15 protein-coding genes and 1 pseudogene are annotated in these 21,771 nt (G+C 72.1%); 4 read left to right on the forward strand and 12 right to left on the reverse strand.

The window, feature by feature from the left end; translation table 11 throughout:
• From ACSC1Q_RS37575 to ACSC1Q_RS37605, 7 genes and pseudogenes are all read right to left on the reverse strand, one after another.
• Window positions 1-2,221 (reverse strand): annotated as a pseudogene (locus tag ACSC1Q_RS37575) (hypothetical protein); the annotation flags it as partial.
• A 635-nt stretch (window positions 2,222-2,856) separates the two neighbouring features.
• Window positions 2,857-3,996 (reverse strand): alpha-amylase family protein, encoded by a 1,140-nt coding sequence (locus tag ACSC1Q_RS37580; RefSeq protein WP_436763496.1) that lies wholly within the window; start codon window positions 3,994-3,996, stop codon window positions 2,857-2,859.
• Entirely contained in the window at window positions 3,993-5,252 is a 1,260-nt protein-coding gene (locus ACSC1Q_RS37585) for a glucarate dehydratase family protein (protein WP_436763497.1), read from the reverse strand. Before ACSC1Q_RS37585 ends, ACSC1Q_RS37580 begins: the two co-directional genes overlap by 4 nt.
• 10 nt (window positions 5,253-5,262) lie before the next feature.
• Window positions 5,263-6,159, reverse strand: a complete 897-nt coding sequence (locus ACSC1Q_RS37590) for a 5-dehydro-4-deoxyglucarate dehydratase (RefSeq protein WP_436763498.1) — start codon at window positions 6,157-6,159, stop codon at window positions 5,263-5,265.
• 5 nt (window positions 6,160-6,164) lie between these two features.
• Window positions 6,165-7,025 (reverse strand): carbohydrate ABC transporter permease, encoded by an 861-nt coding sequence (locus tag ACSC1Q_RS37595; protein ID WP_436763499.1) that lies wholly within the window; start codon window positions 7,023-7,025, stop codon window positions 6,165-6,167.
• A complete protein-coding gene (locus ACSC1Q_RS37600; protein ID WP_436763500.1) occupies window positions 7,025-7,954 on the reverse strand; it encodes a carbohydrate ABC transporter permease in 930 nt (309 codons plus the stop codon). Before ACSC1Q_RS37600 ends, ACSC1Q_RS37595 begins: the two co-directional genes overlap by 1 nt.
• Window positions 7,954-9,252 (reverse strand): ABC transporter substrate-binding protein, encoded by a 1,299-nt coding sequence (locus ACSC1Q_RS37605; protein WP_436763501.1) that lies wholly within the window; start codon window positions 9,250-9,252, stop codon window positions 7,954-7,956. Before ACSC1Q_RS37605 ends, ACSC1Q_RS37600 begins: the two co-directional genes overlap by 1 nt.
• 118 nt (window positions 9,253-9,370) lie before the next feature.
• Between ACSC1Q_RS37605 and ACSC1Q_RS37610 the strand changes: the two genes are divergently transcribed.
• The 3 genes from ACSC1Q_RS37610 to ACSC1Q_RS37620 all read left to right on the forward strand — a co-directional run bounded on the left by ACSC1Q_RS37610 (window position 9,371) and on the right by ACSC1Q_RS37620 (window position 12,380).
• Window positions 9,371-10,147, forward strand: coding sequence for an IclR family transcriptional regulator (locus ACSC1Q_RS37610; RefSeq protein WP_436763502.1), 777 nt, complete (start codon window positions 9,371-9,373; stop codon window positions 10,145-10,147).
• Between the two features lies 1 nt (window position 10,148).
• On the forward strand, window positions 10,149-10,934 hold the full coding sequence (locus ACSC1Q_RS37615) for an NAD-dependent epimerase/dehydratase family protein (protein WP_436763503.1): 786 nt from the start codon (window positions 10,149-10,151) through the stop codon (window positions 10,932-10,934).
• A 234-nt stretch (window positions 10,935-11,168) separates the two neighbouring features.
• Window positions 11,169-12,380: an ROK family transcriptional regulator gene (locus ACSC1Q_RS37620; RefSeq protein ID WP_436763504.1), complete on the forward strand. Its 1,212-nt coding sequence runs from the start codon at window positions 11,169-11,171 to the stop codon at window positions 12,378-12,380.
• 169 nt (window positions 12,381-12,549) lie between these two features.
• On the opposite strand, the gene ACSC1Q_RS37625 is transcribed toward ACSC1Q_RS37620, so the two are convergent.
• The 5 genes from ACSC1Q_RS37625 to ACSC1Q_RS37645 form a co-directional block, all read right to left on the reverse strand.
• The gene (locus ACSC1Q_RS37625) at window positions 12,550-13,164 is read right to left on the reverse strand and encodes a nucleotidyltransferase domain-containing protein (RefSeq protein ID WP_436763505.1); all 615 of its coding nucleotides are present in this window, start codon (window positions 13,162-13,164) and stop codon (window positions 12,550-12,552) included.
• Window positions 13,165-13,174: 10 nt separating this feature from the next.
• A complete protein-coding gene (locus ACSC1Q_RS37630) occupies window positions 13,175-15,430 on the reverse strand; it encodes a S9 family peptidase (protein WP_436763506.1) in 2,256 nt (751 codons plus the stop codon).
• Entirely contained in the window at window positions 15,430-17,217 is a 1,788-nt protein-coding gene (locus ACSC1Q_RS37635; protein ID WP_436763507.1) for an N-acetylglutaminylglutamine amidotransferase, read from the reverse strand. Before ACSC1Q_RS37635 ends, ACSC1Q_RS37630 begins: the two co-directional genes overlap by 1 nt.
• 103 nt (window positions 17,218-17,320) lie before the next feature.
• On the reverse strand, window positions 17,321-19,858 hold the full coding sequence (locus ACSC1Q_RS37640) for a glutamate--cysteine ligase (protein ID WP_436763508.1): 2,538 nt from the start codon (window positions 19,856-19,858) through the stop codon (window positions 17,321-17,323).
• Between the two features lie 341 nt (window positions 19,859-20,199).
• Window positions 20,200-20,769, reverse strand: coding sequence for a hypothetical protein (locus tag ACSC1Q_RS37645; RefSeq protein ID WP_436763509.1), 570 nt, complete (start codon window positions 20,767-20,769; stop codon window positions 20,200-20,202).
• Window positions 20,770-21,064: 295 nt separating this feature from the next.
• Between ACSC1Q_RS37645 and ACSC1Q_RS37650 the strand changes: the two genes are divergently transcribed.
• Window positions 21,065-21,688, forward strand: coding sequence for a class I SAM-dependent methyltransferase (locus ACSC1Q_RS37650; RefSeq protein WP_436763510.1), 624 nt, complete (start codon window positions 21,065-21,067; stop codon window positions 21,686-21,688).
• Window positions 21,689-21,771: the final 83 nt, after the last annotated feature.

The raw sequence follows: 21,771 nt of genomic DNA on the forward strand, positions 1-21,771 counted from the left end.
AGGTCGACGCCGTCAGGCCGGTGTCGGTGTGCGTGGTGCCGGTCACCGTCGCCACCAGGCTGCCACCCCGGTAGACCTCGTAACCGGTCACCCCGACGTTGTCGGTGGACGCGTTCCAGGCCAGCGACACGCTGCTCGACGTCGTACCCGTCGAACGCGGGCTACCGGGCACGCTGGGAGCGGTGGTGTCACCGGGGTCGCCCGGACCGCCACCCGATCTGAGGAAGAGCGAGCCCGAGGCGTCCGTCATCGTGGCGTTGACCCCGGAACCCGGAGAGGCGGTGTAGTTCACCGTCTCCCGGCTCGCCCAGTCGGGGATGGTGGCGCCGTTGACCGCGAGGTGCTGGAACTTCGACGGGTCCGAGGCGGAGCTGCCGAACTGGTAGATCCGCTGCCGGTCGGCGTAGTACGGCTGGTAGGCCCCGCCCTGCGTGGTCTGCTTGGTCAGGTCGTTGTTGTAGAAGACGTTCTGCGGGCCGCTCGACCCCGACCACTTGGCCGCCTTCGGGCCGGCCGCCCACCAGATCGGCCACCAGGAGGAGTCGTCCGGCGTGCCGCCACCCTCGTCGCCGCAGTTGGTACGGCAGTTCTTCGAGGCGTGCTGGAACGGCACGGCCACCCTGTTGTTCTCGAACAGGTTGCGCCGCTCCCAGCCGCCGTGGACGTTGAGGTCGGAGTCGAAGTCGTTGCCGACGACGACGTTGTTCGAGGCCGACCACTGGAACGTGAAGTGGCGCAGGTTCCGGCTGGTGTTGTAGGCGTACAGGGAGTCCCAGACGCGTGAGCCCCGGAAGTAGCCGTTGCCGCCCTTGCCCTTGTTCCACGAGCCGTCGAAGGACGACTCCTGGACCTGGATGTTCTTCGCGCTCTCGGTGACCACGGCGTGCGAGCCGGTCATCTCCGTGCCGACCCGGCGGATCCAGCTGTTGGCCGCCCACTTCAGCACGATGCCGTGCATGGCGTACTCGGGGGCCATGTTCCCGTAGTCGTGCACGGCGTCGGCCCGGTTCAGGTTGTAGGTGCCGCCGCCCAACTTGGGCATGTTGGTCATGTCCTGGGTGATGGTCAGGTCCTCGATCCCGACCCCCTGGACGACTTTGAGCGGGGTGACCCGGCTGGGGTAGACCGTCCCGTCGATGGCCGGGGAGCCGTCGGAGGTGGAGTTGAGGGGGAGGTCGTACTCCAGCGGTTTGTCGATGGTGACGTTCCCGGCGCCGGTGTCGACGGCGGTGATCTGGAAGATCTGCTGCCGCATGTGCAGGTTCGTGTACTGCGCGGTGTCGGTGACCGTCTGCCGCTGGTAGAACTTGACGCTGTTGGCGGCGCCCACCCACAGGTGGCCGCCGGCCTTGAACCGGCTCATGTCGGTGCCGGCGGCCAGCCTGATCACGTTGGTCCCGGCGGCCGAGGCCTCCCGCAGCGGGACACCGGTGGCCCAGTGCTGGTTGACGCTGCCCTCGAAGATGTCCTCGCGGTTGGCGGGCGCGGAGGCGTACTCGGCGGCGTACCTGCTCGCCACCTCCCGCGTCTGCACGCGGAGCAGGCCGCGGCCGGGCCAGGTCCAGCCGCCCTTGCCCGAGCCGTGCGTCGCGCCGTCCTCGTCCCAGTCGCTCCCGTCGGGGGTGAGCGTGTCGTAGCGGGTGCTGGCGTCCGGGCGGAAGGCGAGGATCGTCCTGCCCATGCCCGCGCCCTTCAGCACGAGGTAGTCGGCGTCCAGGCCGAGCTGCCGGGTGACGGTGATCCGGCCCTCGGGCAGGGTGATGGACGACAGCCGGGTGTAGCCCGCCACCGGGGTGCAGGCGGTCCGGATCCGGTCGATCGCGGCCTGGAGGCCGCCGGTGGCGTCGGAGCCGTCGGCCCGTACGCCGAACTGGGCGGCGAGTTCGGCCGAGGTGATGTGGCAGGCGGCGTCGGGACTGGCCTGGGCGGCCTCCGGCAGGGCCATGCCGCCGCGATAGCCCGCCTTGCTCCAGTCCGGCAGCCCCGCGACGGGCGCGCGGCGGTTGGCGCTGGTCAGGTCGGGAATCGCCGCGTTGACACTCGTCGCGGGGGCTGTCGTGGTCACGCCGCTCGCGGCGGTCGCGGCGGTCGCGGCCTGGGGGGCCATGCCGGCCATCGACGGTACGGCGATCGTGAGTACCGTCACGGCGGCCGCCACCAGCGAGCGGCGGCGCCTGGGACGATCTTGCGTGGGGGGTGAGGGGTGCACCTTACGTAACATCGGCACTCCTGGCGGAGGGGGGTGGGGGGTGCGGGCGAATGCCCCGTGAGGAGCGGGGGGCGTTCACCCGGGCAACTAATCGTTAGGAAGCTTTCCTAACTATGGCGGAGCGTAAATGGCCGCCCGCCGTTACACAAGAGGCAATCCTCCATTGGGGTCGTGGCCTGCGGAGCGTGTGCCGCCGGGCCGCCGGTGGGCCGCGGACGGGGGTCGGAAGACTTCCGGGCAGGCTCGCGCCGACAGGGCGCGCGACCGCTCCGAGCTGCGGCGATGGCCGTACGGCGGGCATGCGGAAAGGGTCGCTTGCGAGGGCGCGAGTCCGCCCCGGGGCGTGTCAGGGCGCGCGTCGCCCATGGGGGTGCCGGGTCCGCCCGGCGGGCGCGCCAGGGCACGACGTCGCCCGCGAAGGTGCCGGAGTCCGCACGAGTGTGGCAGGGGCGCGTCGCCCGCGGGGGGTGTCAGGTCCGGCCGGTGGCCGGGTCACCGGCGCCGGACGGCCGGACGGACCGTGTTCGGGTCGTCCGGCTACCGGCGCCTGTCATTCCGGTGTCACATGGCCGTCCTTTCCCGTACCGCCGTGACGTCGTCTCCGTCTCACCGGGTGTGACACGGTCCAGCTCCGGAGGCCGTGGAGGTCACGGCACGCCGGGTCTCGCGATATTCGGACACGCGTTGTGGCCCGCCCCGGGTCCGAGGGAACGCAGGGTGTCGGCGATCGTGGCCAGACGGGATCGGGAGGCCAGGCCCGCGTGGTAGACGTGGATCTCATCGGCCCCGGCCGAGCGGTAGGCGGCCAGGGCTTCCGGGGTCAGGGTGCCGGGTGGGAGGGCCAGGACGGACGCGCCGATACGGGTGCCGGGGGCCGCCAGGGCACGAAGCCCCCGGAGGCGGCCGACGCCTGAGGCGGGGTCGTCCCAGCAGTTGGCGACGAGGACGTCGGCGCTCGGGGCCGCGGAGACCTGGCTGAAGGCACCGGCGGCCCAGGGGTGGGGGCTGGCGTGCAGGGTGACCGGCAGGCCCGCGGTCTCCAGCCGCAGCGCGCTCCGCAGGTCCCGGCCGAGACCGGCGCGCAGCTCCCGGACGGCGGGGGCGAGATCGCCGAGGGCGGCCTCGACCGACGGGGTGGCCATGTCGACCCCGGCCCGGACCCGCTCGCGGGTTCCCGCCGGGTAGCGCCGGGCGCAGACCCCGCAGAAACACAGGGACAGGAGGTCGAGCTGGACCGGGGTCCAGTCGGCGCCGCCGGTCTTCTCGTGCGTGCCGGCGTGGCGGACGCCGAGCGGGCCGCACGCCTCAAGGACGAACCCGTCGGGGGCGCCGAGTTCGGCGATCTCCCGGACCAGGGTCCGGCAGTAGTCGACGACGTCGGGGTGGGACGGGCACAGGGCGTAGGGGTAGCGGTCGCCGAAGGCGTTCCGGACGGCCAGGGACGGGTGGGCGGTCCCGAGGTGGGAGTTGTGGGTGAGGATGGTCCAGGCGTGGACGGCGAGTCCCGCCGCGCGGAGCGCGTCCGCGGCCTGGACGAACGCGTCGGGGGCCGTCCAGGTGGGGGCGGCGGGGACGAGCCTGCCCCAGGAGCCCGTACGGACGGGGACGTAGAGGGCGGGCCCGGCCTCGACGAGCCGGTGGGCGGGGTGGAACGGGGTGGCCGCCCGCACCGAGTGGTACGAGGCGGCCAGCGCCACCGTGTCCGCGCCGAGCCGGGCGAGGCGTTCGGGGGCGGCGGGGTCCCCGACGACGTCCCAGGGGTAGGCGTAGATCACTTTCCCGGTCACCATCGGGGCCGTACCGGGGAGAAGTCCGGCTGGAACGTCCGCATGTAGGAGGTGTCGTCTCGTTCGGTGAGCCCGCAGGCGAGGTACTGCTCGTGCATCGCGCCCAGGGCGTCGCGGTCGAGTTCCACCCCCAGTCCCGGTCCGGCCGGCACGGGGACGGAGCCGTCGACGAACCGCAGCGCGCCCGGCCCGACGACGTCCTGCCCGGCCTGCCAGGGCGTGTGGGTGTCGCAGGCGTGGGCGAGGTTCGGCACGGCCGCGGCGAGATGGGTCATCGCGGCGAGGCTGATCCCGAGGTGGGAGTTGGAGTGCATGGACAGCTGCAGGCCGAAGGTGGCGCAGAGGCGGGCGAGCTGGGTGCTGCGGACCAGCCCGCCCCAGTAGTGGTGGTCGGACAGCAGCACGCCGACGGCCCCCTCCCGGACGGCGGCCGGCAGGTGCTCGAAGGTGACGACGCACATGTTCGTGGCCAGCGGCATCGGGACCCGCGCCGCCACCTCGGCCATCCCGGCGAGCCCGGGCGTCGGGTCCTCCAGGTAGTCGATCGTCCCGGCCAGTTTGCGGCCGACGTCGATCGAGGTGGGCACCGACCACGCCCCGTTCGGGTCGATCCTCAGCGCGGCGTCCGGGAACGCCTCCCTCAGCGCGAGGACCGCGTCGACCTCCACGTCGGGCGGGAAGACGCCGCCCTTGAGTTTGATCGACCGGAAGCCGTACTCCTCGACGAACCTCCGCGCCTGGGCGACCAGGCCGTCGGCGTCGAGCGCGGCCCCGAACTCGTCGCCGGGCTCGCCGGGGTGCGCGGCCCACTTGTAGAACAGGTAGGCGCTGTAGGGCACCCTGTCCCGGACGGGTCCGCCGAGCAGGTCGCAGACGGGACGGCCGAGGGCCTTGCCCCGGATGTCCAGGCAGGCGACCTCGAACGGGGAGAACACCCGGTCGAGGGTCTTCTCCCTGGTCGCGACCCCGGTCAGGCCGTGCTTGTCGGTCACGACGTCGCCGCCGACGACCTGGCCGACGGCCGCGTAGAGGGCGTGGTGGTGGTGGACGTCGATTCCGACGAGCCGCCGGGCGGCGGCCCGGACCTTCGTGAGGTGGGCGAGGTCGCCGTAGGTCTCGCCGAGCCCGCTGAGGCCGTCGCCGGTGCGCACCTCGACGATCGTGCGCAGCGCCCAGGGCTGGTGCACCCCCGCGGCGTTCAGCAGCGGCGGGTCCCGGAACGCGACGGGCGTGACGATGATTTCGCTGATCAGCATGGTCACGTGGTCACGCCCCCACGATGCGCAGGCCGGTGTGGATCAGTTCCCCGAGGAGGTCGACGTGCTCGGGTGCGGCGTCGACCAGTGGCGGCCTGACCGCTCCCGCGTCCAGGCCGCGCAGCCGTACCCCGGCCTTGACCAGCGAGACGGCGTAGCCCGGGACGAGGTCGCGCAGCTCGACGAGCGGCCCGTAGAACTCCCTGAGCAGGTCTGTGACGAGCGTGTCGTCGCGGGCGGTGAGGGCCTTGTGGAAGGCGAGCGCGATCTCGGGGGCGAAGCAGAACACGGCGCTGGAGTAGAGGTCGACACCGAGGCCGCGGTAGGACAGGACGGTCATCTCGGCCGTGGGCAGGCCGTTGAAGAAGGTGAAGCCGGGCCGGTCGACCGCCAGGATGATCCGCTGGAGCAGGTCGAGGTCGCCCAGGCCGTCCTTGAAACCGACCACGTTGGGGATGGTGGCGAGCTCGGCGACGGAGCCGGGGGTGAACCGGGCGCCGCCCCGCTGGTAGACGATGATCGGCAGGTCGGTGGAGGCCGCCACCTGCCGGACGTAGGCGACGAGCCCGGCCGGTGGCGCGCCGATCAGGTAGGGAGGCAGCAGCAGCAGCCCGTCGGCGCCCTGCGCGGTGGCCTGGGCGGCGAACTCGCGGGCCAGGGGCAGCGCGCCGCCGGTCCCGGTCACCACGGGTACCCGTCCGCCGGTCGCGTTCACGCTCTCCCGGACGATCCGGCCGTACTCGGCGGGGGCGAGGGCGTGGAACTCCCCGGTGCCGCACGCGGCGAACACCGCGCCGGCTCCCGCCGTGACCCCGTTCCCCACGTGTTCGGCCAGCACCGGGAGGTTCGGCTCGCCGCCGGGGCCGAACGGGGTGACGGGAAAGAAGAGGACACCATCGAGGTCCAAGGTTTTCAACCCTTCACGGCGCCGGCGACCAGTCCCGAGAGGAACGTGCGCTGGAACGCCAGATAGACGATCAAACTGGGCAACAGGGCGAGGAGGGCTCCGGCGAGCAGCGCGCCGGGCCCGACGAGCGGGTCGGAGCGCAGGGAGGCGAGCGCCACCGTCAGGGTGTAGTCGTCGGGGGTGCGGGCGACGATCAGGGGCAGGAGATACTGGTCCCAGATCATGTTGAAGCCGAAGATGACGATGACGCCGATGGCCGGTTTGCAGAGCGGCAGGATGATCTGCCCGAAGATCCGCAGCTCGCTCGCGCCGTCGCAGCGGGCCGCCTCCTCCAGCTGGCGGGGGATCTCCTTCATGAACTCGCTGAGCACGAAGATGGAGAAACCCCAGCCCCCCAGGGGGAGGACCACGCCGAGCACGGTGCCGCGCAGGTCGAGGCCCAGGCCGGGCAGGTCCCCGATGACCAGGGACAGCGGGATCGCGATGACCTCCTCGGGGAGCATCATGGTCGACAGGATCGCCAGCAGTACGAGCGCCTGCCCGCGGAACCTCTTGCGCGCCAGGGCGTAGGCGGCGAACACGCTGACGCTCACCTGCAGCAGCAGCGCGCCGCCCGCGATCACGACGGAGTTGAGGAAGTACCGCCACAGGCCCTGCCCGGCGGCGACCCGGAAGTTCTCCAGGGTCGGGTCGCGGGGGTAGAGGGACATCCTGCTGGGATCGGCGGCGCTGTCGAACGCGCCGGCGAACACCGAGACGAGCGGCCCGCAGAAGACGACGAGGACGATCACGTAGAGCAGGAGGCGCAGGCCCGTGGCGACGGGATGTCTCCTTCCCCAGCCCCAGCCGAGCGTGGTCTCGAACATCAGATCTCCTTTCGCCCGCGGTAGAGGGTGACGCAGACGGTCAGGGCGAGAATGCCGAGGAACAGCAGGACCGAGGCTGCCGAGGCGAACCCGATGTCGCCGGACTGGAAGCCGAGGGTGTAGATGCGGGTCATGACGACGTCGGTGGAGCCGGCGGGGCCGCCCGCGGTCAGCACGAACACCTCGGTGAAGATCCGCAGGCCCCGGATGCACGCGAGGGTGACGAGGATGGTGACGACCGGCCGCAGCGCGGGCAGGGTGACGAAGCGGACGCGCTGCCGCAGGCTCGCGCCGTCTAGGGCGGCCTGCTCGTAGAGTTGCCGGTCGATCCCGGCGAGACCCGCAAGGATGATCATCATGTCGTAGGGGGCGTGCTTCCAGATGCCGACGACGCTCACCCACCACAGCGCGGAGCCGGGGTCGTCCAGGAAGCCCTGCGGGGCGAGCCCGAACCAGCCGAGCACGCTGTTGAGCATGCCGTCCGGGGCGGGGAAGTAGAGCAGCCGCCAGACCTCGCCGACCACGGCGATCGCCGAGACGACGGGCAGGAACGCGGCCGAGCGGACGAACCACAGCGTGCGGGCCCTGCCCTCCAGCAGCAGGGCCAGGCAGAACCCGATGAGCATGGCGCCGCCCGTCTGCACCACGGCCAGATAGAGGGTGTGGCCGATCGCCGCGCGGAAGCTCTCGTCGGTGAAGACCTGGCGGTAGTTGTCCAGGCCGACCCACTCGTCGCCGAGGAAGGGCTGGACCTTGAAGAAGCTGAGCCAGACCCCCTTGGTCATCGGGATGTACTTGAAGTACAGGAAGAGGATCAGCGCGGGGGCCAGGAACAGCCAGGGCAGCAGCCGGGGGCCGGGCCCGCGGCGGCGCGGGGAGGCCCCCGTGCCCCGTGAGGCGGCACGGGGGCGGGACGTGGTCAGCGTCATCAGCCGGCCTTCTGCCTGGCCAGCTCTGTCTTGAACGAGCCCGCCAGCCTGGTGAGTTCGGCCTGGACGTCGGCGCCGCAGTTGGCGAAGATCGAGTTGAGGGTCTCCGCCGCCTGCTGGCGCAGCGGGGTCCAGTTCGGCACCTGCGGGAACAGCCGTCCGTTGTCCCGGTAGATCTCCTTGATCGTCTCCCAGCGCTCGTCCTTGCGCTCGGCGACGACGTCGACGGTCGTGTTGACCGGGAGGCGGACCACCGGGTTCGGCTGGTCGGTGTTCATGCCGATCCGCTGGCCCTCGGGGCTGATGAGGAACTCGGCGAGCCGCTTCTGCTGGGGCCCGAGCTTCGAGCCGGCCATGAGGTAGATGTTCTCGCCCTCGCCCAGCACGCCCTGCCCGGCGGGACCGGCCGGGGAGGCGATGACCTCGTACTTGTCCTTGCCGAGGCTCTTGTCGAAGCGGCCCATCATCCAGGGGCCGGTGAGGTAGACGCCGGCCTTGCCGGTCTCGAAGAAGGGGTGGGCGTCGTCGGTGATGAGGGTGAGGGCGCCGGGGACCACGACCTTGTCCTCGCAGAACAGGTCCTGCATCCACTTCACCGCCTCGACCGATTTGGGCTGGTCGATGGCGGGGGTGAACCTGCCGCCGGACTCGGTGAGGAAGTCGCCGCCGCCCTGCCACAGGTAGGAGGAGGCCCACCAGGCGGTGTAGCCGCGTTCGGTGGAGGCGGGGACGAGCATGCCGTAGGTGTCGTCCTTGCCGTTGCCGTCCGGGTCGTCGTTCTGGAACGCCTTGGCGAGGGCGTCGAGCTCGGCCCAGGTCCTGGGAACGTCCCTGCCGAGCTTCTCTCGCCAGTCCTTGCGGATGAACGTGGCCACGGCCTGGGTGGAGAACGGGACGCCGTAGTACTTGCCGTCCGCCGCCCTGGCCTGGTTCCAGGCCCGGTCCAGGGTGTCGCCGGCGCCCGCGATGCCGGCGCGGTCGACCGGGGTGATCAGGCCCTGGGACAGGCCGGTGCCGAGCAGGCTGACGTCGTTGATGACGACGTCGGGCAGGTCCCTGGCGGCGGCGGCCTCCTGGATCTTGTTCTCGAAGTTCTCGTAGATCGGGACGTAGGTGACCTTCACCCCGGTCTTGGCGGTGTAGGCCGCGATGACCTTCTTGTAGACCTCCGCGGAGGCCGGCGTGGATCTGGTCCACAGTTCCAGGCCGGCGACCTCGGACTTCGTCTCTGATCCGCACGCCGTGGTGGCGAACAGGAGCAGGGTGAGCCCGGCGATGACGCGTCGGGGGGCGGGCATCTACCACTCCATTCACATATGTAAACAATGGTCTAGGTTGTGAACAACGTGTCGCAACTGTAAAAATTGCTAACAAAGCTGTCAATAGACGTATGAGGCCGTAGGTGAGGGGTGTGGGTTGTCAACAGGTGAACAGCCGGCCGAGAGACTTCCCGTCAAATCAGCCGATCGGACGATCGGGGTGCTCGAAGCGCTGGCCCGTGCCGATCGGCCCGTCACGCTCACCGAGCTCCAACGGGATCTCAGCTATCCGAAGTCAAGCCTCTACATGCTGCTGCGGACCCTGATCGGCAGAGGCTGGGTCGAGACCGACCGGCACGGCATCACGTACTCCATCGGGGTACGGGCCCTGCTGGTCGGCACCTCCTACCTGGACCGCGATCCCGTCGTCCGGGCGGCGGCGGTGGTGCTCGAACAGGTCCGCGCCGAGATCAACGAGACCGTCCACCTGGCCCGCCTCGACGGGGCCGACGTGGTCTACCTCGCCAGCCGCGAATCCCTGCACCACCTGCGGTTCACCTCCCGCGTGGGCCGCCGGCAGCCCGCCTGGGCGACCGCGCTGGGCCGCGCGGTCCTGTCCATGCGCGACGACGGCGAGCGGCACATCCCCGACGTCCTCGCACCGCTGACCAAGCACACCGTGACCAGCCGCCCTGACCTGCTGCGGGAGCTGGAGGACGCCCGGCTGCGCGGCTACGCGGACGAGAAGGAGCAGAACACCCCCGGCCTGGGCTGCGTCGCGGTGCCGCTCCTCTACAGCTCGCCGGTGACCGACGCGATCAGCGCGTCCGTCCCGCTGGTGCGGCTCGACGAGACACATCACGCGCAGGTCGTGGCGGTGCTCAGCGAGGCGGCTCGCCGTATCGTCGAGCTCTTCCGGCAGGAGGCGCTCTGACGTGCGGATCCTCCTCACCGGCGCGGCCGGCGCGGTGGCGACCGCGCTCCGGCCACGGCTCGCCAGGCCCGGCCGGGTGCTGCGGCTCGCCGACGTCGTCCCGGTCGCGGACGGCCGGGCCGGCGAGGAGACGGTCCTCGCCGACCTGACCGACGAGAGCGCGATGGCGGAGGCGATGGACGGCGTCGACGCGGTCGTCCACCTGGGCGGGCTGAGCCGCGAGCATCCGTGGGCGGACATCCTGCGCGTCAACGTCCACGGCACGCAGGTGCTCCTGGACGCGGCCCGCCGGGCGGACGTCCGGCAGGTCGTGCTCGTCGGCAGCCACCACGCGGCCGGGTTCCATCCCCGCCCGGACGCCCCCGACGGCCTCTCCCCCAGGCCGGACACCTACTACGGCTTCAGCAAGGCCGCGATGGAGGCGCTCGGCCGTCTCTACCACGACCGGTTCGCGACGAACGTCGTGGCGATCCGGCTGGGCTCGTGCGCCGAACGGCCCCGCGACCTCCGGGCGCTGTCGACCTGGCTGTCGTACGACGACTGCGCCCGGCTCGTCGAGGCGTCCCTCACCGCCCGGGGCTTTCACCTCGTGTGGGGCGTTTCGGCGAACACCCGCCGCTGGTGGTCGCTCGACGCGGCCCGCGCCCTCGGCTACGTCCCGCAGGACGACGCCGAGTCGCACGCCCCGGAGCTGCTGGCCGAGTTCGGCGAGCCCGACCTCACCGACCCGGTCCAGAACCTGGTGGGGGGCGCGTTCTGCGAACGGGAACTCGGCGTCTTCTGGTGATACCCGCTTCTCCACGCTCCTCCACGGGAACGGCCGGGCGCGCGGCGACGGGTGGCGTCCGGCGGTACGGGAGAGCACACCGGCCGGGGCAACGAGGAAATACTCCCGCGGCCACCGGCCGCTGCTCTCCCGGTGTGACAGGATCTGTTCCAGTGCCGCCGGCCGGCGTGGCCGCCCGTCCCCGCCGTCGCGGCGCGCAACGATGGCAAGCCACGAGTCGTCAGGATCCCCACGATGCTGAAAGCCGGTCGGTCCCAGGAGGAGATCCGCCAGCACAACCTTGGCGCTCTGCTCCGGCACGTGCACCTGGGCGGCCCGCTGTCCCGTACGGAACTGGCCGACCGGATGGGCCTGAACCGCAGCACGATCATGGGGCTGACCGGGGAGCTCACCTCGGCGGGCCTGGTCCGCGAGGAACTCCCCAAGGACACCGGCAGGGCGGGCCGGCCGTCGCTGGTGGTCCGCCCGGAGGGCCGGGTCTACGCGCTGGCCTTCGACGTCCGGGTGGACCGGCTGGTCGCGGCCAGGGTCGGGCTGGGCGGAACGGTCCTGGACCGCAGGGAGGCGGTCCGGCCGCGCGCCGGGGCCGACCTCGCCGACGTGGTCGGCACCCTCGCCGGGTTCGCCCGCGAGATGTACCGCGCGGCCCCCTCGGACGCGGTGTGCGTCGGGGTCGGCGCGGCCTACTGCGGCATGATCAGGCCCGGTGACGGGATGGTGCGCTTCGGGCCGAACATGGGCTGGGTGGACCAGGCCTTCGGCACCGAGCTCGGCCACCGGCTGGGACTCGGGCTGCCGGTGGCGGTGGGCAACGAGGCCCACCTGGGCGCGCTGGCCGAGCACGAGCGCGGGGTGGGCGTCGGTTTCCAGAACCTGGTCTACCTGCACGGGGACGTCGGCGTGGGCGGCGGGATCATCGTCGGCGGCAAGCTGCTCGACGGCGACGGCGGGTACGGCTGCGAGCTCGGGCACATGATGGTGAACCCGTACAACGGGCGGCCCTGCGGGTGCGGCTCGCGCGGCTGCCTGGAGGCGGAGGTCGGCGAGCAGGCCCTGATCGACGCCGCCGGACGCTCCTCGGAGCTGTCAGGGCGCGAGGGCGCGAGGGCCGTGGTGGAGGCCGCCGGTCGCGGGGACGTCGCGGCCCAGGACGCGCTGCGCCGGATCGGCGACTGGCTCGGCATCGGGGTGGCGAACCTGATCAACCTCTTCAACCCCGGCCTGGTGATCTTCGGCGGGATGCTGCGCGGGGTCTACCGGGGCGCGGCGGCCCAGGTGCACAGCCGGGTCGAGGCCAATGTGCTGGTGATCTCCCGGGAGAGGGTACGGCTCCGCACCTCGGCGCTCGGTGACGACGTCACCCTGACCGGCGCGGCCGAGCTCGCCTTCTCCGAGGTACTGGCCAACCCCCTGGAGGCGCTCGCCCACGGCGCCACCCGGCCCTGAACCGAGAGGGCGCACCCCGCTCCTCGGCGACCGGTTTCCCCCAGGTCCACCCACGAGCGGGGCGCGACGGCAGGTGACTCCCTTCCTGGCCCGCCTTCCCAGCACGGCCGGGCAAGGGGCGGCCTGGCTGTCGCGCCCTTTCCGGCATCCCGCTCCACAGCGATCGTCTTCACCCCCGAGGGCGGAGACGATCGCGCCAGGGGTGGGTGCCGTGCTCGGTCGCCAGGGCCTCGTCCAGCCAGGCCCTCCGCGCCTCGTCCAGCCGGGGCAGGACCTCGGCGAGGTCACGCTCGTCCTTGGGGCGTCGTCCCTTGGCCTTGTACAGGAGCTGGATCTCCGGCGCGATACGCGAGAAGCCGTCCTCGGCGACCGTGAGCGACGCCAGCGGGCGGCGGATCCTCGGGTCTCGCCGGTAGACCCAGTCGTGCCCGTCGGCCTCGTCGAGCATCAGCTGGATCCGCCACGGCCCTTCCGGGTCCTCGCGGACCCAGATGTCGTGTACGCCGACGGGAAGGATCTCGTCCGGCGGCCATGGGCGCAGCGTGCCCGGCGGGTCGGCGGCCCAGCAGTCCCATCCCGCGAGCAGCCCGCGCGCCGTGGCCTGGTCACGGCGGAGCAGACCCACGTCGATGTCCGCGTGCTCGCGGTAGGCGTGGCCGACCTCCAGCTCGATCGCGTATCCCCCGCCGATCCACCAGGGTGTCCTCAGCCGTTGGAACAGCTCGACGACCTCGGCCAGTGAAGCCGGTTCCCACGGGCCCCACGGTGTTTCCGTACGTGGCATGTCGCCATTGTCACCGAGGCGGGCCGGACGGGCCGAGCGGGGAGGGACGGTCGGGGACCGCCAGGTGCCATCCGAGCCATTCGACGACGTTCTTGACGAAGGTCACCCGGTTGGCGATCTGCCGGATCTCGTGTCCCTCGTCCTCGAACAGCAGGAGCTCGCAGGGCACGTCGCGGGCCCGTGCCGCCTGGAGCGCCTGCTCGGCCTCGTACAGGGGGACGTTGGTGTCGCGGGCGCCGTGCACGATCAGCAGCGGGGCGGCCAGCCGGTCGAAGGAGTGCAGGGGCGACAGGGCCCGCAGCAGGTCGCGGTCGGCGACGGGGTGGCCGTACTCGCTGACGGCCGCCGCGGCGATCCACGGCTCGGTCCGCTCGTAGAAGGTCTCGAAGTCGGCCATGCCGCAGACGTCGACCCCGGCGCGGAAGAGGCGCGGGTGGGTGACGAGGGCGGCCAGCGTCAGGTAGCCGCCGTACGAGCGGCCCATGCACGCGATCCTGGCCGGGTCGGCGAGGCCCGCCCGCGCCAGTTCCAGGGCGCAGTCGGCGACGTCGTTGATCGCGTCGAAGCGGAGGGCGTGGTTGTCGGCGTTGCGGAAGGCCCGCCCGAACCCCGACGAGCCGCGGATGTTCGGGGCGAGCACCCCGATCCCGGCGGCGAGGAGGTTCTGGAACAGCGGGTTGAAGGTGGGCCTCTCCTGACTCTCGGGACCGCCGTGCAGGTAGACGACGAAGGGCGCCGGGCCCCGGGCGCCGGGGACCCGGTAGAGCCAGCCGGTCAGCTCCATGCCGTCGCCCGCCTGGAAGCGCACCAGCTCGGCTCCGGCCGCGCCGGGGATCCGCCCGGAGCCCGCGATCCGCCGGTAGCCGCCGGTCGCCAGGTCGCAGAGCAGCACGTGGGAGGGGTGGCCGGGCCCTTCGGCAGCCAGGACGGCCAGGCTGCCGTCCAGGGACACCCTGATCGAGGACACCACCTCGGCGGGCAGGGGCGGGAGCGGGCGCGTGTGGCCGGTGGCCGTCTCGATCACCTCCAGCTCCGACCGGCCGGAGTCGTTCCACACCAGGACGGCGAGACGTCCGTCGGCGCTCAGCGCGAACTGGTCCAGCTCGGCGTCGGGACGCGCGGCCAGCACGACGCCCGCCCCGTCCTCGCCCACCGCGACCAGCGCGGCCCGGTCGCGGCCGACGTCGGACAGCAGGTAGGCGGTCGTCCCGTCGGGAGAGAGGATCCCGTAGTCGGTGGTGCCGGTCAGCCCGGCCAGCAGCGGCCGCTCCCCGTGGCCCGGCAGGTCGCCCGCGGCCTCGTCGGGAAGGCTCGCGGGGAGGCCGGGCGGGACGTCGGAGAGATGGCCCGTGGGAAGGTCGAAACGGATCCCGGCGGGAGCGTCGGCGGGAAGCCCCGGCGGGACGTCGTGGGGATCGCCGGGAGGGAGATCGAGGCGGATCACGACGGGAAGGTCGGCGGGAAGCCCACCGGACTGGTCCGGGGGAAGATCTCCGGGATGGGAGAGGCCGGGGGCGAGGGCGCCGGTATGGGAAGGATCCGAGACGAACCCCCCGGGATGGGACGAGCCTGAGACGAGACCATCGGGATGGGACGAACCGGAGACAAGAGCACCGGGATCACCGGGCAGGACGGGAAGGTCGGCCACGTACATCCGGCGCACGCCGCGCGGGCCGCGGCGCAGCAGCATCCGCCGGTGGTCGCGGCTGACCGCCGCCGGGTGCAGGAGTGCCCCGCCCGCGATGACCTCCCGGTTTCCCGAGGCCGCGTCGATCAGCACCGCGTCCGTACGGCCCGACGAGGAGACCTCCGCGACGAGGAGGATCTCCCCCTGGCCGGTCCAGCGTACGAACGACGCCGACCCGCCCTCGGGGGCGGCCAGCGGGCGCAGGTCGCCGCCGTCGGGCCGCACCGTCCAGACCTGAGTGTGCTCACCGCCGCCCGGCACGACGAGGACGGCGAGCCGCCGGGCGTCGGGGGACCAGCTCACGTCGGCGACGGGCTCGGGGCCCGTGTCGACCGGCCAGGCCTCCGGCTCCCGAAGGTCCTCCTGAAGGTCCCCCTGGAGGTCCTCCGGGCTCTCTCCAGGGAGCCACGACTCCAGCTCCCCGCCGAGGGGCTGGATCCAGACGCGCGGCGAGCCGTCCCGGTCGCCGACGAAGGCGACGGCGCTCAGGTCGGGCGCCAGCGCGGGCGCCCGGCAGCTCCAGGCGGTCAGGCCCGTGCCCATCGAGGGGCGAGAACGGGCGCCAAGAATTTCGGTCATCAAACTCCTTGTGCCTGCAACCACAGCTCCAGGAGTCCGAGTTGCCACAACGCGTTGGCACCCAGGGTAGTGCGATGCTCGTCCGGTGCCGCGAGCAGCTTGTCGACGTACGGCTGGTCGAACAGGCCCCGTGACCTCGCGGCCCGCCCGGTGAGCGCGTCCCTGACGAGCTCCAGGAACGGGCCGTGGATGTGCTTGATCGCCGGGACCGGAAAGTATCCTTTGGGCCGGTCGACGACCTCGGCGGGCAGCAGCTTGCGGGCGGCGTCCTTCAGCACGCCCTTGCCGCCGGAGGCGAGCTTGAGCTCGGGCGGGCAGGCCGCCGCCAGCTCGACCAGCTCGTGGTCGAGGAACGGGGTCCTGGCCTCCAGCCCGAAGGCCATGGTCATGTTGTCCACGCGCTTGACCGGGTCGTCGACGAGCATGACGTTCGTGTCCAGGCGCAGCGCCGCGTCGAGCGCGGTGTCGGCGCCGGGCCGCGCGAGGTGGCGCCGGACGAAGTCGCCGCTGACGTCCTCCTCCAGCATGTACTCGGGAGACAGGATCGCGCCCAGCGTCCCGTGGGAGCGGTCGAAGAACCCCCTCTCGTACGCGGCGGCGGCGTCCTCGCGCGGCACACCGGCGAGCGGCGGGTACCAGCTGTAGCCGGCGAACACCTCGTCGGCGCCCTGGCCGGACTGGACGACCTTGACGCGTTTGGAGACCTCCTCCGACAGCAGGTGGAAGGCGACGCAGTCGTGGCTGACCATCGGCTCGCTCATGGCCCGCACCGCGTGCTCCAGGGCGGGCAGCAGGCGGGCGTCGTCGACGGGGATGCGCTGGTGGCCGGTGCCGAACTCCCTGGCGACCAGGTCGGAGTAGGCGAACTCGTCCCCCCGCTCCCCGCCCGCCGAGGAGAACCCGATGCTGAAGGTCGACAGGCCCGCCTGCCCCTCCTCGGCCAGCAGCGCGACGATCAGGCTGGAGTCCAGGCCCCCGGAGAGCAGCACGCCCACGGGCACGTCCGCGACCATGCGCCTGCGTACGGCCACCCGCAGCCGGTCGAGCACGGCCTCGCCCCACTCGTCCGCGGTCAGCCCGGCGTACTCGGGCAGGGCCGACCGGCTGTAGGGCGGCTCCCAGTAGAGGTGGTCGACGACGGTCCCGCCGGGCTCGACGGTGCGCACGGTGGCCGGGGGGAGCTTGCGCACCCCGGCGAGGATGGTGCGCTCGGCGGGCACCACCGAGTGGAAGGTCATGTAGTGGTGCAGGGCGACCCGGTCGATGCCGGTGTCCACCCCTCCCCCGGCGAGCAGCGCGGGCAGCGACGAGGCGAAGCGCAGCCGGTCGGCGTCCTGGGTGACGTAGAGGGGCTTGATCCCCAGCCGGTCGCGGCCGAGCGTGAGCCTGCCGGTGTCGCGCTCGGCGACCGCGAAGGCGAACATGCCCTTGAAGCGGTCGACGCAGCCGGTCCCCCAGTGGTGGAAGGACTTCACCAGCACCTCGGTGTCGGAGGTGGAGAAGAAGCGGTAGCCCAGGCCCTCCAGTTCCTCGCGCAGCTCGCGGTAGTTGTACAGGCACCCGTTGAAGACCCCCGTCAGGCCGAGGTCGCTGTCCACCATCGGCTGGGCGCCCCGGTCCGACAGGTCGATGATCCTCAGGCGCCGGTGGCCGAGGGCGACCGGCCCCAGCGACCACAGGCCCGCCCCGTCGGGCCCCCTGTCGTGCATCACGTCGCTCATCCGGGCCACGGCGGCGACGTCCGCCGGGCGGCCGTCGAACCGGAGCTCACCGCTCAGACCACACATCGAAACCCCCCGGTGACCGGCTCGGGCCGGAGCCCGGGAGCCGGATCACACATCTCGTGCCTCTCGCACTTCGAACTTCCCGGTGACCGGTCCACTCCCGGGCTCACCGCTCGGGCCGGGTGTCGGCGGACCTCCTCGGCAACCAGGTGTCCTTGGAACCGCCCCCCTGGGAAGAGTTGACGATCATGCTGCCGGCCGGGGCGACGCGGGTCAGCGCCGTCGGCGGCACCGTCGCCGTCTCGCCGAAGCAGACGAAGGCCCGCAGGTCGACCACGCGGGGGCTCAGCCGCTGCCCGTCGAAGGTCGGGTGCGTCGACAGCCGGATCGTCTCCTGGGCGACCCAGCCCTCGGGCGCGGCGAGGATCGTCTTCCTCACCTGTTCGAGCTCCTCGGCGGAGGCGTCGGGGCCGACGACCACGCCCTGCCCGCCGAACCCGTCCACCGGCTTGACGACCAGCTCGGCCAGCCGGTCGAGCACCTGCTCGCGGTCTCCGGCGTCCCGGCACAGGTAGGTGGTGACGTTGTCGATGAGGGGCCGCTCGCCCAGGTAGTACTCGATGAGGCGCGGCACGTACCGGTACAGGCACTTGTCGTCGGCGACGCCGTTGCCCGGCGCGTTGGCCAGGACGAGCGCGGAACGCTCGACGGCGTCCATGATCTCCAGCCCGAGGTGGCCGTCGAGCAGCTCGCTCTCGTCGATCCTGCGGTAGAGCACCTCGATCCTGCGCCCGTCGATCTCCAGGTGGCCGTTCTTGAAGGACAGGTCCGCCGGTACGGCCAGGACCACCCCCAGCTCCTCGGCGAGCATCTTGTGCTCGTAGTAGGCGGAGTCCTGGGGGCCCGAGGAGACCACGGCGACGGCCGACAGGTCGCCGGAACCCGCCGCGAGCAGTGCCTCCCGCAGCACCAGCAGGCCCTCCTTCGGGTCGGCGACCCCGTCGCCGGGGACGAGTTCCGGCATCAGCTCGGTGATCAGCTGCCTGTTGGTCACCGCGTACCCGAGGCCCGAGGGCACCCGCAGGTTGTCCTCCAGCACCGCCCAGCGGCCGACGTTGTCGCGGACCAGGTCCAGCCCGGCCACGGCGCAGCGCACGGTGCCCAGCGGCACCCGGCGGCCGGGCCTGCGGTAGCCGGGGGACTCGTCGACCACCCACGCCGGGATCGTGCCGTCCCTGATGATCTCGCGCCCGTCGTAGACGTCGTGCAGGAACGCCTCCAGCGCGCGCACCCGCTGCGGCAGGGCCCGCTGGATCCCGGCCCACTCGCCGGCCTGGACCAGCCGGGGGACCAGGTCGAACGGGTAGATCCGGCTCTCGTCGCCGCCCTCCACCTGGAAGGTCATGCCGTTGCGGCGCTGGTAGGCGTCGCGCTTCTCCTCGCGGTCGCGCAGCCCTTCGACGCCCAGGCGGTCGAGGGCCCGCAGCACCGGCTGGTAGGACTCGCGCACCGTGCCCTCGATGATCGCCTCGTCGCCGGGGGCCTCGTAGCCGTCGAGGAGGCTGGTGTGCATCCTCGGCATCGGGCCGCCGAACGCGGTCTCCCACTCCTCGGACCGCGTCTCGGCGATGACGAGGTCGACCACGTCGGACAGCCGGCCGCTGCGGGCGTACGCCTCGCGCTGGCGGGCCGAGGAGCTTCCCCTCGCCAGCGACTCCCTGGTCAGGGACGTGACGAGCTCCCAGTCGCCGCACTGCTCCAGCTGCGGGCGCAGGCCGTTCACCATCCGCCGGATCACCTCGGCGGCCGGTGCCGGGGTGCCGTCGACCGGGTCGACGAGGTCGCCCTCCAGCCCGGAGCGCGACGCCCGCCACGACGCGGCGCGGACCATCTCCAGCCGGACCGTGCGCTCGGGGCCGTTCTGCGCGGCCTCCAGCTCCCTGGCCACCAGCGCCCTGAACAGGCCGGCGATCAGCACGATGTCGCCCACGCGGGGGCAGGCGTCGCAGACCCGCAGCTCGATGGTGGGCAGGTGCGCGGAGGGCCGGATGTCGAAGTAGATCATGCCGGGGTCGGTGATCACCCCGGAGGCGACGAGGTCCCGCACCACCCGGTCGTACTCGGCGGCCGACTCGAACCTGGGCACCGGACCGGCGGTGGGCCAGCGCTGCCACAGCAGCGGCCGGTAGCTGGCGTACCCGGTGTCGGATCCCAGCCAGTACGGCGAGCTGGCGCTCAGCGCGAGCAGCGGGGGGATCCAGGGCGCCAGGCGGTGGGCGACGGCCACCGCCAGGTCGCGGTCCTCGACGTCGGCGTGGAACTGCGTCCCGCAGATCAGCTGCTCGCGGGTGAGCAGCTGGTAGTCGGCGAGCATCTGCTCGTAGCGGGGATCCGGGGAGATCTTCAACGCCTCCAGATCCACCAGCGGCACGCTGCCCGCCGCCACGATGCCCAGGCCGAGGCCGTCCGCCGCCTGGATCACCGTGCGGCGCAGCGCGGTCAGGTCGTGCCCGAGGTCCTCCAGGTGCATGAAGGGCCTGCTGTTGGCCTCGACCACCGAACGCTGCAACTCGTGGGTGAAGCGCTCCGCCGGCAACTGCTCCAGCAGGACACCGGCCCGTGGGACGAGGTGCCGGGTGTCGACATCGACGACGTGGAACTCCTCTTCGACACCGACCGCGATCGGCCCCGCCAGACCCGCCATTTCATCACTCCTGAAGTACGCCGGTTCATGGGGTTTTTTATTCTTTGCCCGAAAAAAGGAGTTCCGCACTTCACGGGGCACTTTGGGGGAAAGTGAAGCCGTGCGGTCGCTCCCTGCGGACGGACGCCACCGGACGCCACCGGACGCCGCTGGGTGCTGACGGCCGCTGACCAACGCTGACGAACGCTGCCGGACAGACCCGCTTCCCTTCCGGCGCGCGGACTCACCTTTTTCGGCCAGGAGATCTCACGCGGGTTTCGAACAGGACGTCGACGACCGTCGGCGAGCGGGACGGGCGCCCTCCGTCATGCCCGGCTCAGGCCCGGCTCGGGGACCGGAACCTACTCGGGCGGCTCCCCCGCCGGGGACTCGTCACGCCCTGACCGCCCGGCCCCCGGCCTCTCCTGGGCCAGGGAGTCCTCGGGCAACTCGGGCGACTCAGGCGACTCAGGCGACTCGGACGGGCTGGATGCCCCGGGGAGCGGCCCGGCCTCGTCCGGCCGCGACTCGATCATGCGCGGCGGCCGGGGCGCGTCGTCCGGTGGCGGCCCGAACGTGTCGGGGAACGCGTGGATCCCGAGCGTCTCCGGACGATCACCCGACGGATCGGGCGGATCGAGGAGCTGCCGCACGGGCGGGCTGTCCAGGAACGTGGAGACCGCGTCGACCACCCCCTCCCCCAGGGGACGGAACGCGTCGACCACGGCCTGGGCGGGCGGGCCGAGACGGGTGCCGACCTCCTGGAGGAAATCCTCCAGCACCTGCGGCAGCGGCGGCACCGGCAGGCCGAACTGGGGCTTCGGCCGCTCCTTCTCCGGTGGTGTCCAGCGCATCGAGTCGTCGCTCATGGCGAGCCACTCGTCGACGGCGCCGTCGATGGAGTCGAGCACGTGATCGGAATCGTCTGGCATGGCGGCTCCCCTCATGACCGGGATCCGATAAGACGACGGTACCTCGCCCACCCGCTCCCGGGCAGGGGCGGGTGGGAACCGTCACCGTGGTGTCGTTCCCCGACAACCGGACCGGCGGCCGTACAGTGGCCGTACGGCGGCGATACGGCAGCGGTACGGCGGCCGAACGGCGACGGGGCCCGATCATCAAAGCCCGTTAAACTGGCATAACCCCCTTAACAGGGGGAATAAGCTGTCGATGCTCTCTCAAACTCGTCCTGCCGGTAGTGACACGCTCACATTCCTCGGCGCGATCATGCGTAACCCCCACCAACTGGGGGCGATCGCTCCCAGCTCGAAGGCCGTCGCCCGCCTGGTGGCCTCGATCGTCCCCACGACCCCCGGAGCCGTGGTCGTCGAACTCGGCGCCGGCGGCGGAGTGATCAGCGACGCGATCCGCGACCGGATGCCCCCGGGCGGACGGCAGCTCGCGGTGGAGGTCAACGAGGGCATGGTGGACCACCTGCGGCGCAGCAGGCCATGGCTGGAGGTGATCCCCGGCGACGCGGGCGACCTCGGCAAGCTGCTGCGGGAGGCCGGGCTGTCCCACGCGGACGCGATCGTCTCCTCCCTTCCCTGGACCCTGTTCGAGGACGCCCAGCAGAAGCGCGTCCTGGAGGAGATCGCGTCATCGCTCGCCCCGGGCGGCGCCTTCAGCACCATCACGACGCTGACCGTGATGCCGTTCCGGCGCTTCCGGCACTTCCGCGGTCTCATGAACGCCACGTTCGACACCGTCGACACCCTGGGCCCGATCTGGCGCAACGTACCGCCCGCCCTGGTGTACGCCGGAGTCGTGGCGAGCGACCGTCTGGCCGGGGACACGGCAGGCGGCTGGGTGGCCGACGGGCGACCGGCCGGGGAGCCCGGCGGCGAGTGAACGGCTGAACGGACCGCCGGGGAACGACCCGGCGGCCGGACGAGCGAAGAGCGAAGCCGGGGGTGATCGGCCGGGGTTCCCCT

Source organism: Streptosporangium heterodermiicola, assembly GCF_051390675.1.
In the GTDB taxonomy this organism is placed as follows: Bacteria; Actinomycetota; Actinomycetes; order Streptosporangiales; family Streptosporangiaceae; genus Streptosporangium.

What these genes read in the sequence shown, in the direction of transcription:
- ACSC1Q_RS37625 (WP_436763505.1), bottom strand. Translation starts at nt 13,164, where the DNA reads ATGCCACGTACGGAAACACCGTGGGGCCCGTGGGAACCGGCTTCACTG.
- ACSC1Q_RS37635 (WP_436763507.1), bottom strand. Translation starts at nt 17,217, where the DNA reads ATGTGTGGTCTGAGCGGTGAGCTCCGGTTCGACGGCCGCCCGGCGGAC.
- ACSC1Q_RS37595 (WP_436763499.1), bottom strand. Translation starts at nt 7,025, where the DNA reads ATGTTCGAGACCACGCTCGGCTGGGGCTGGGGAAGGAGACATCCCGTC.
- ACSC1Q_RS37650 (WP_436763510.1), top strand. Translation starts at nt 21,065, where the DNA reads ATGCGTAACCCCCACCAACTGGGGGCGATCGCTCCCAGCTCGAAGGCC.
- ACSC1Q_RS37600 (WP_436763500.1), bottom strand. Translation starts at nt 7,954, where the DNA reads ATGACGCTGACCACGTCCCGCCCCCGTGCCGCCTCACGGGGCACGGGG.
- ACSC1Q_RS37645 (WP_436763509.1), bottom strand. Translation starts at nt 20,769, where the DNA reads ATGCCAGACGATTCCGATCACGTGCTCGACTCCATCGACGGCGCCGTC.
- ACSC1Q_RS37630 (WP_436763506.1), bottom strand. Translation starts at nt 15,430, where the DNA reads ATGACCGAAATTCTTGGCGCCCGTTCTCGCCCCTCGATGGGCACGGGC.
- ACSC1Q_RS37640 (WP_436763508.1), bottom strand. Translation starts at nt 19,858, where the DNA reads ATGGCGGGTCTGGCGGGGCCGATCGCGGTCGGTGTCGAAGAGGAGTTC.
- ACSC1Q_RS37585 (WP_436763497.1), bottom strand. Translation starts at nt 5,252, where the DNA reads ATGCTGATCAGCGAAATCATCGTCACGCCCGTCGCGTTCCGGGACCCG.
- ACSC1Q_RS37620 (WP_436763504.1), top strand. Translation starts at nt 11,169, where the DNA reads ATGCTGAAAGCCGGTCGGTCCCAGGAGGAGATCCGCCAGCACAACCTT.
- ACSC1Q_RS37605 (WP_436763501.1), bottom strand. Translation starts at nt 9,252, where the DNA reads ATGCCCGCCCCCCGACGCGTCATCGCCGGGCTCACCCTGCTCCTGTTC.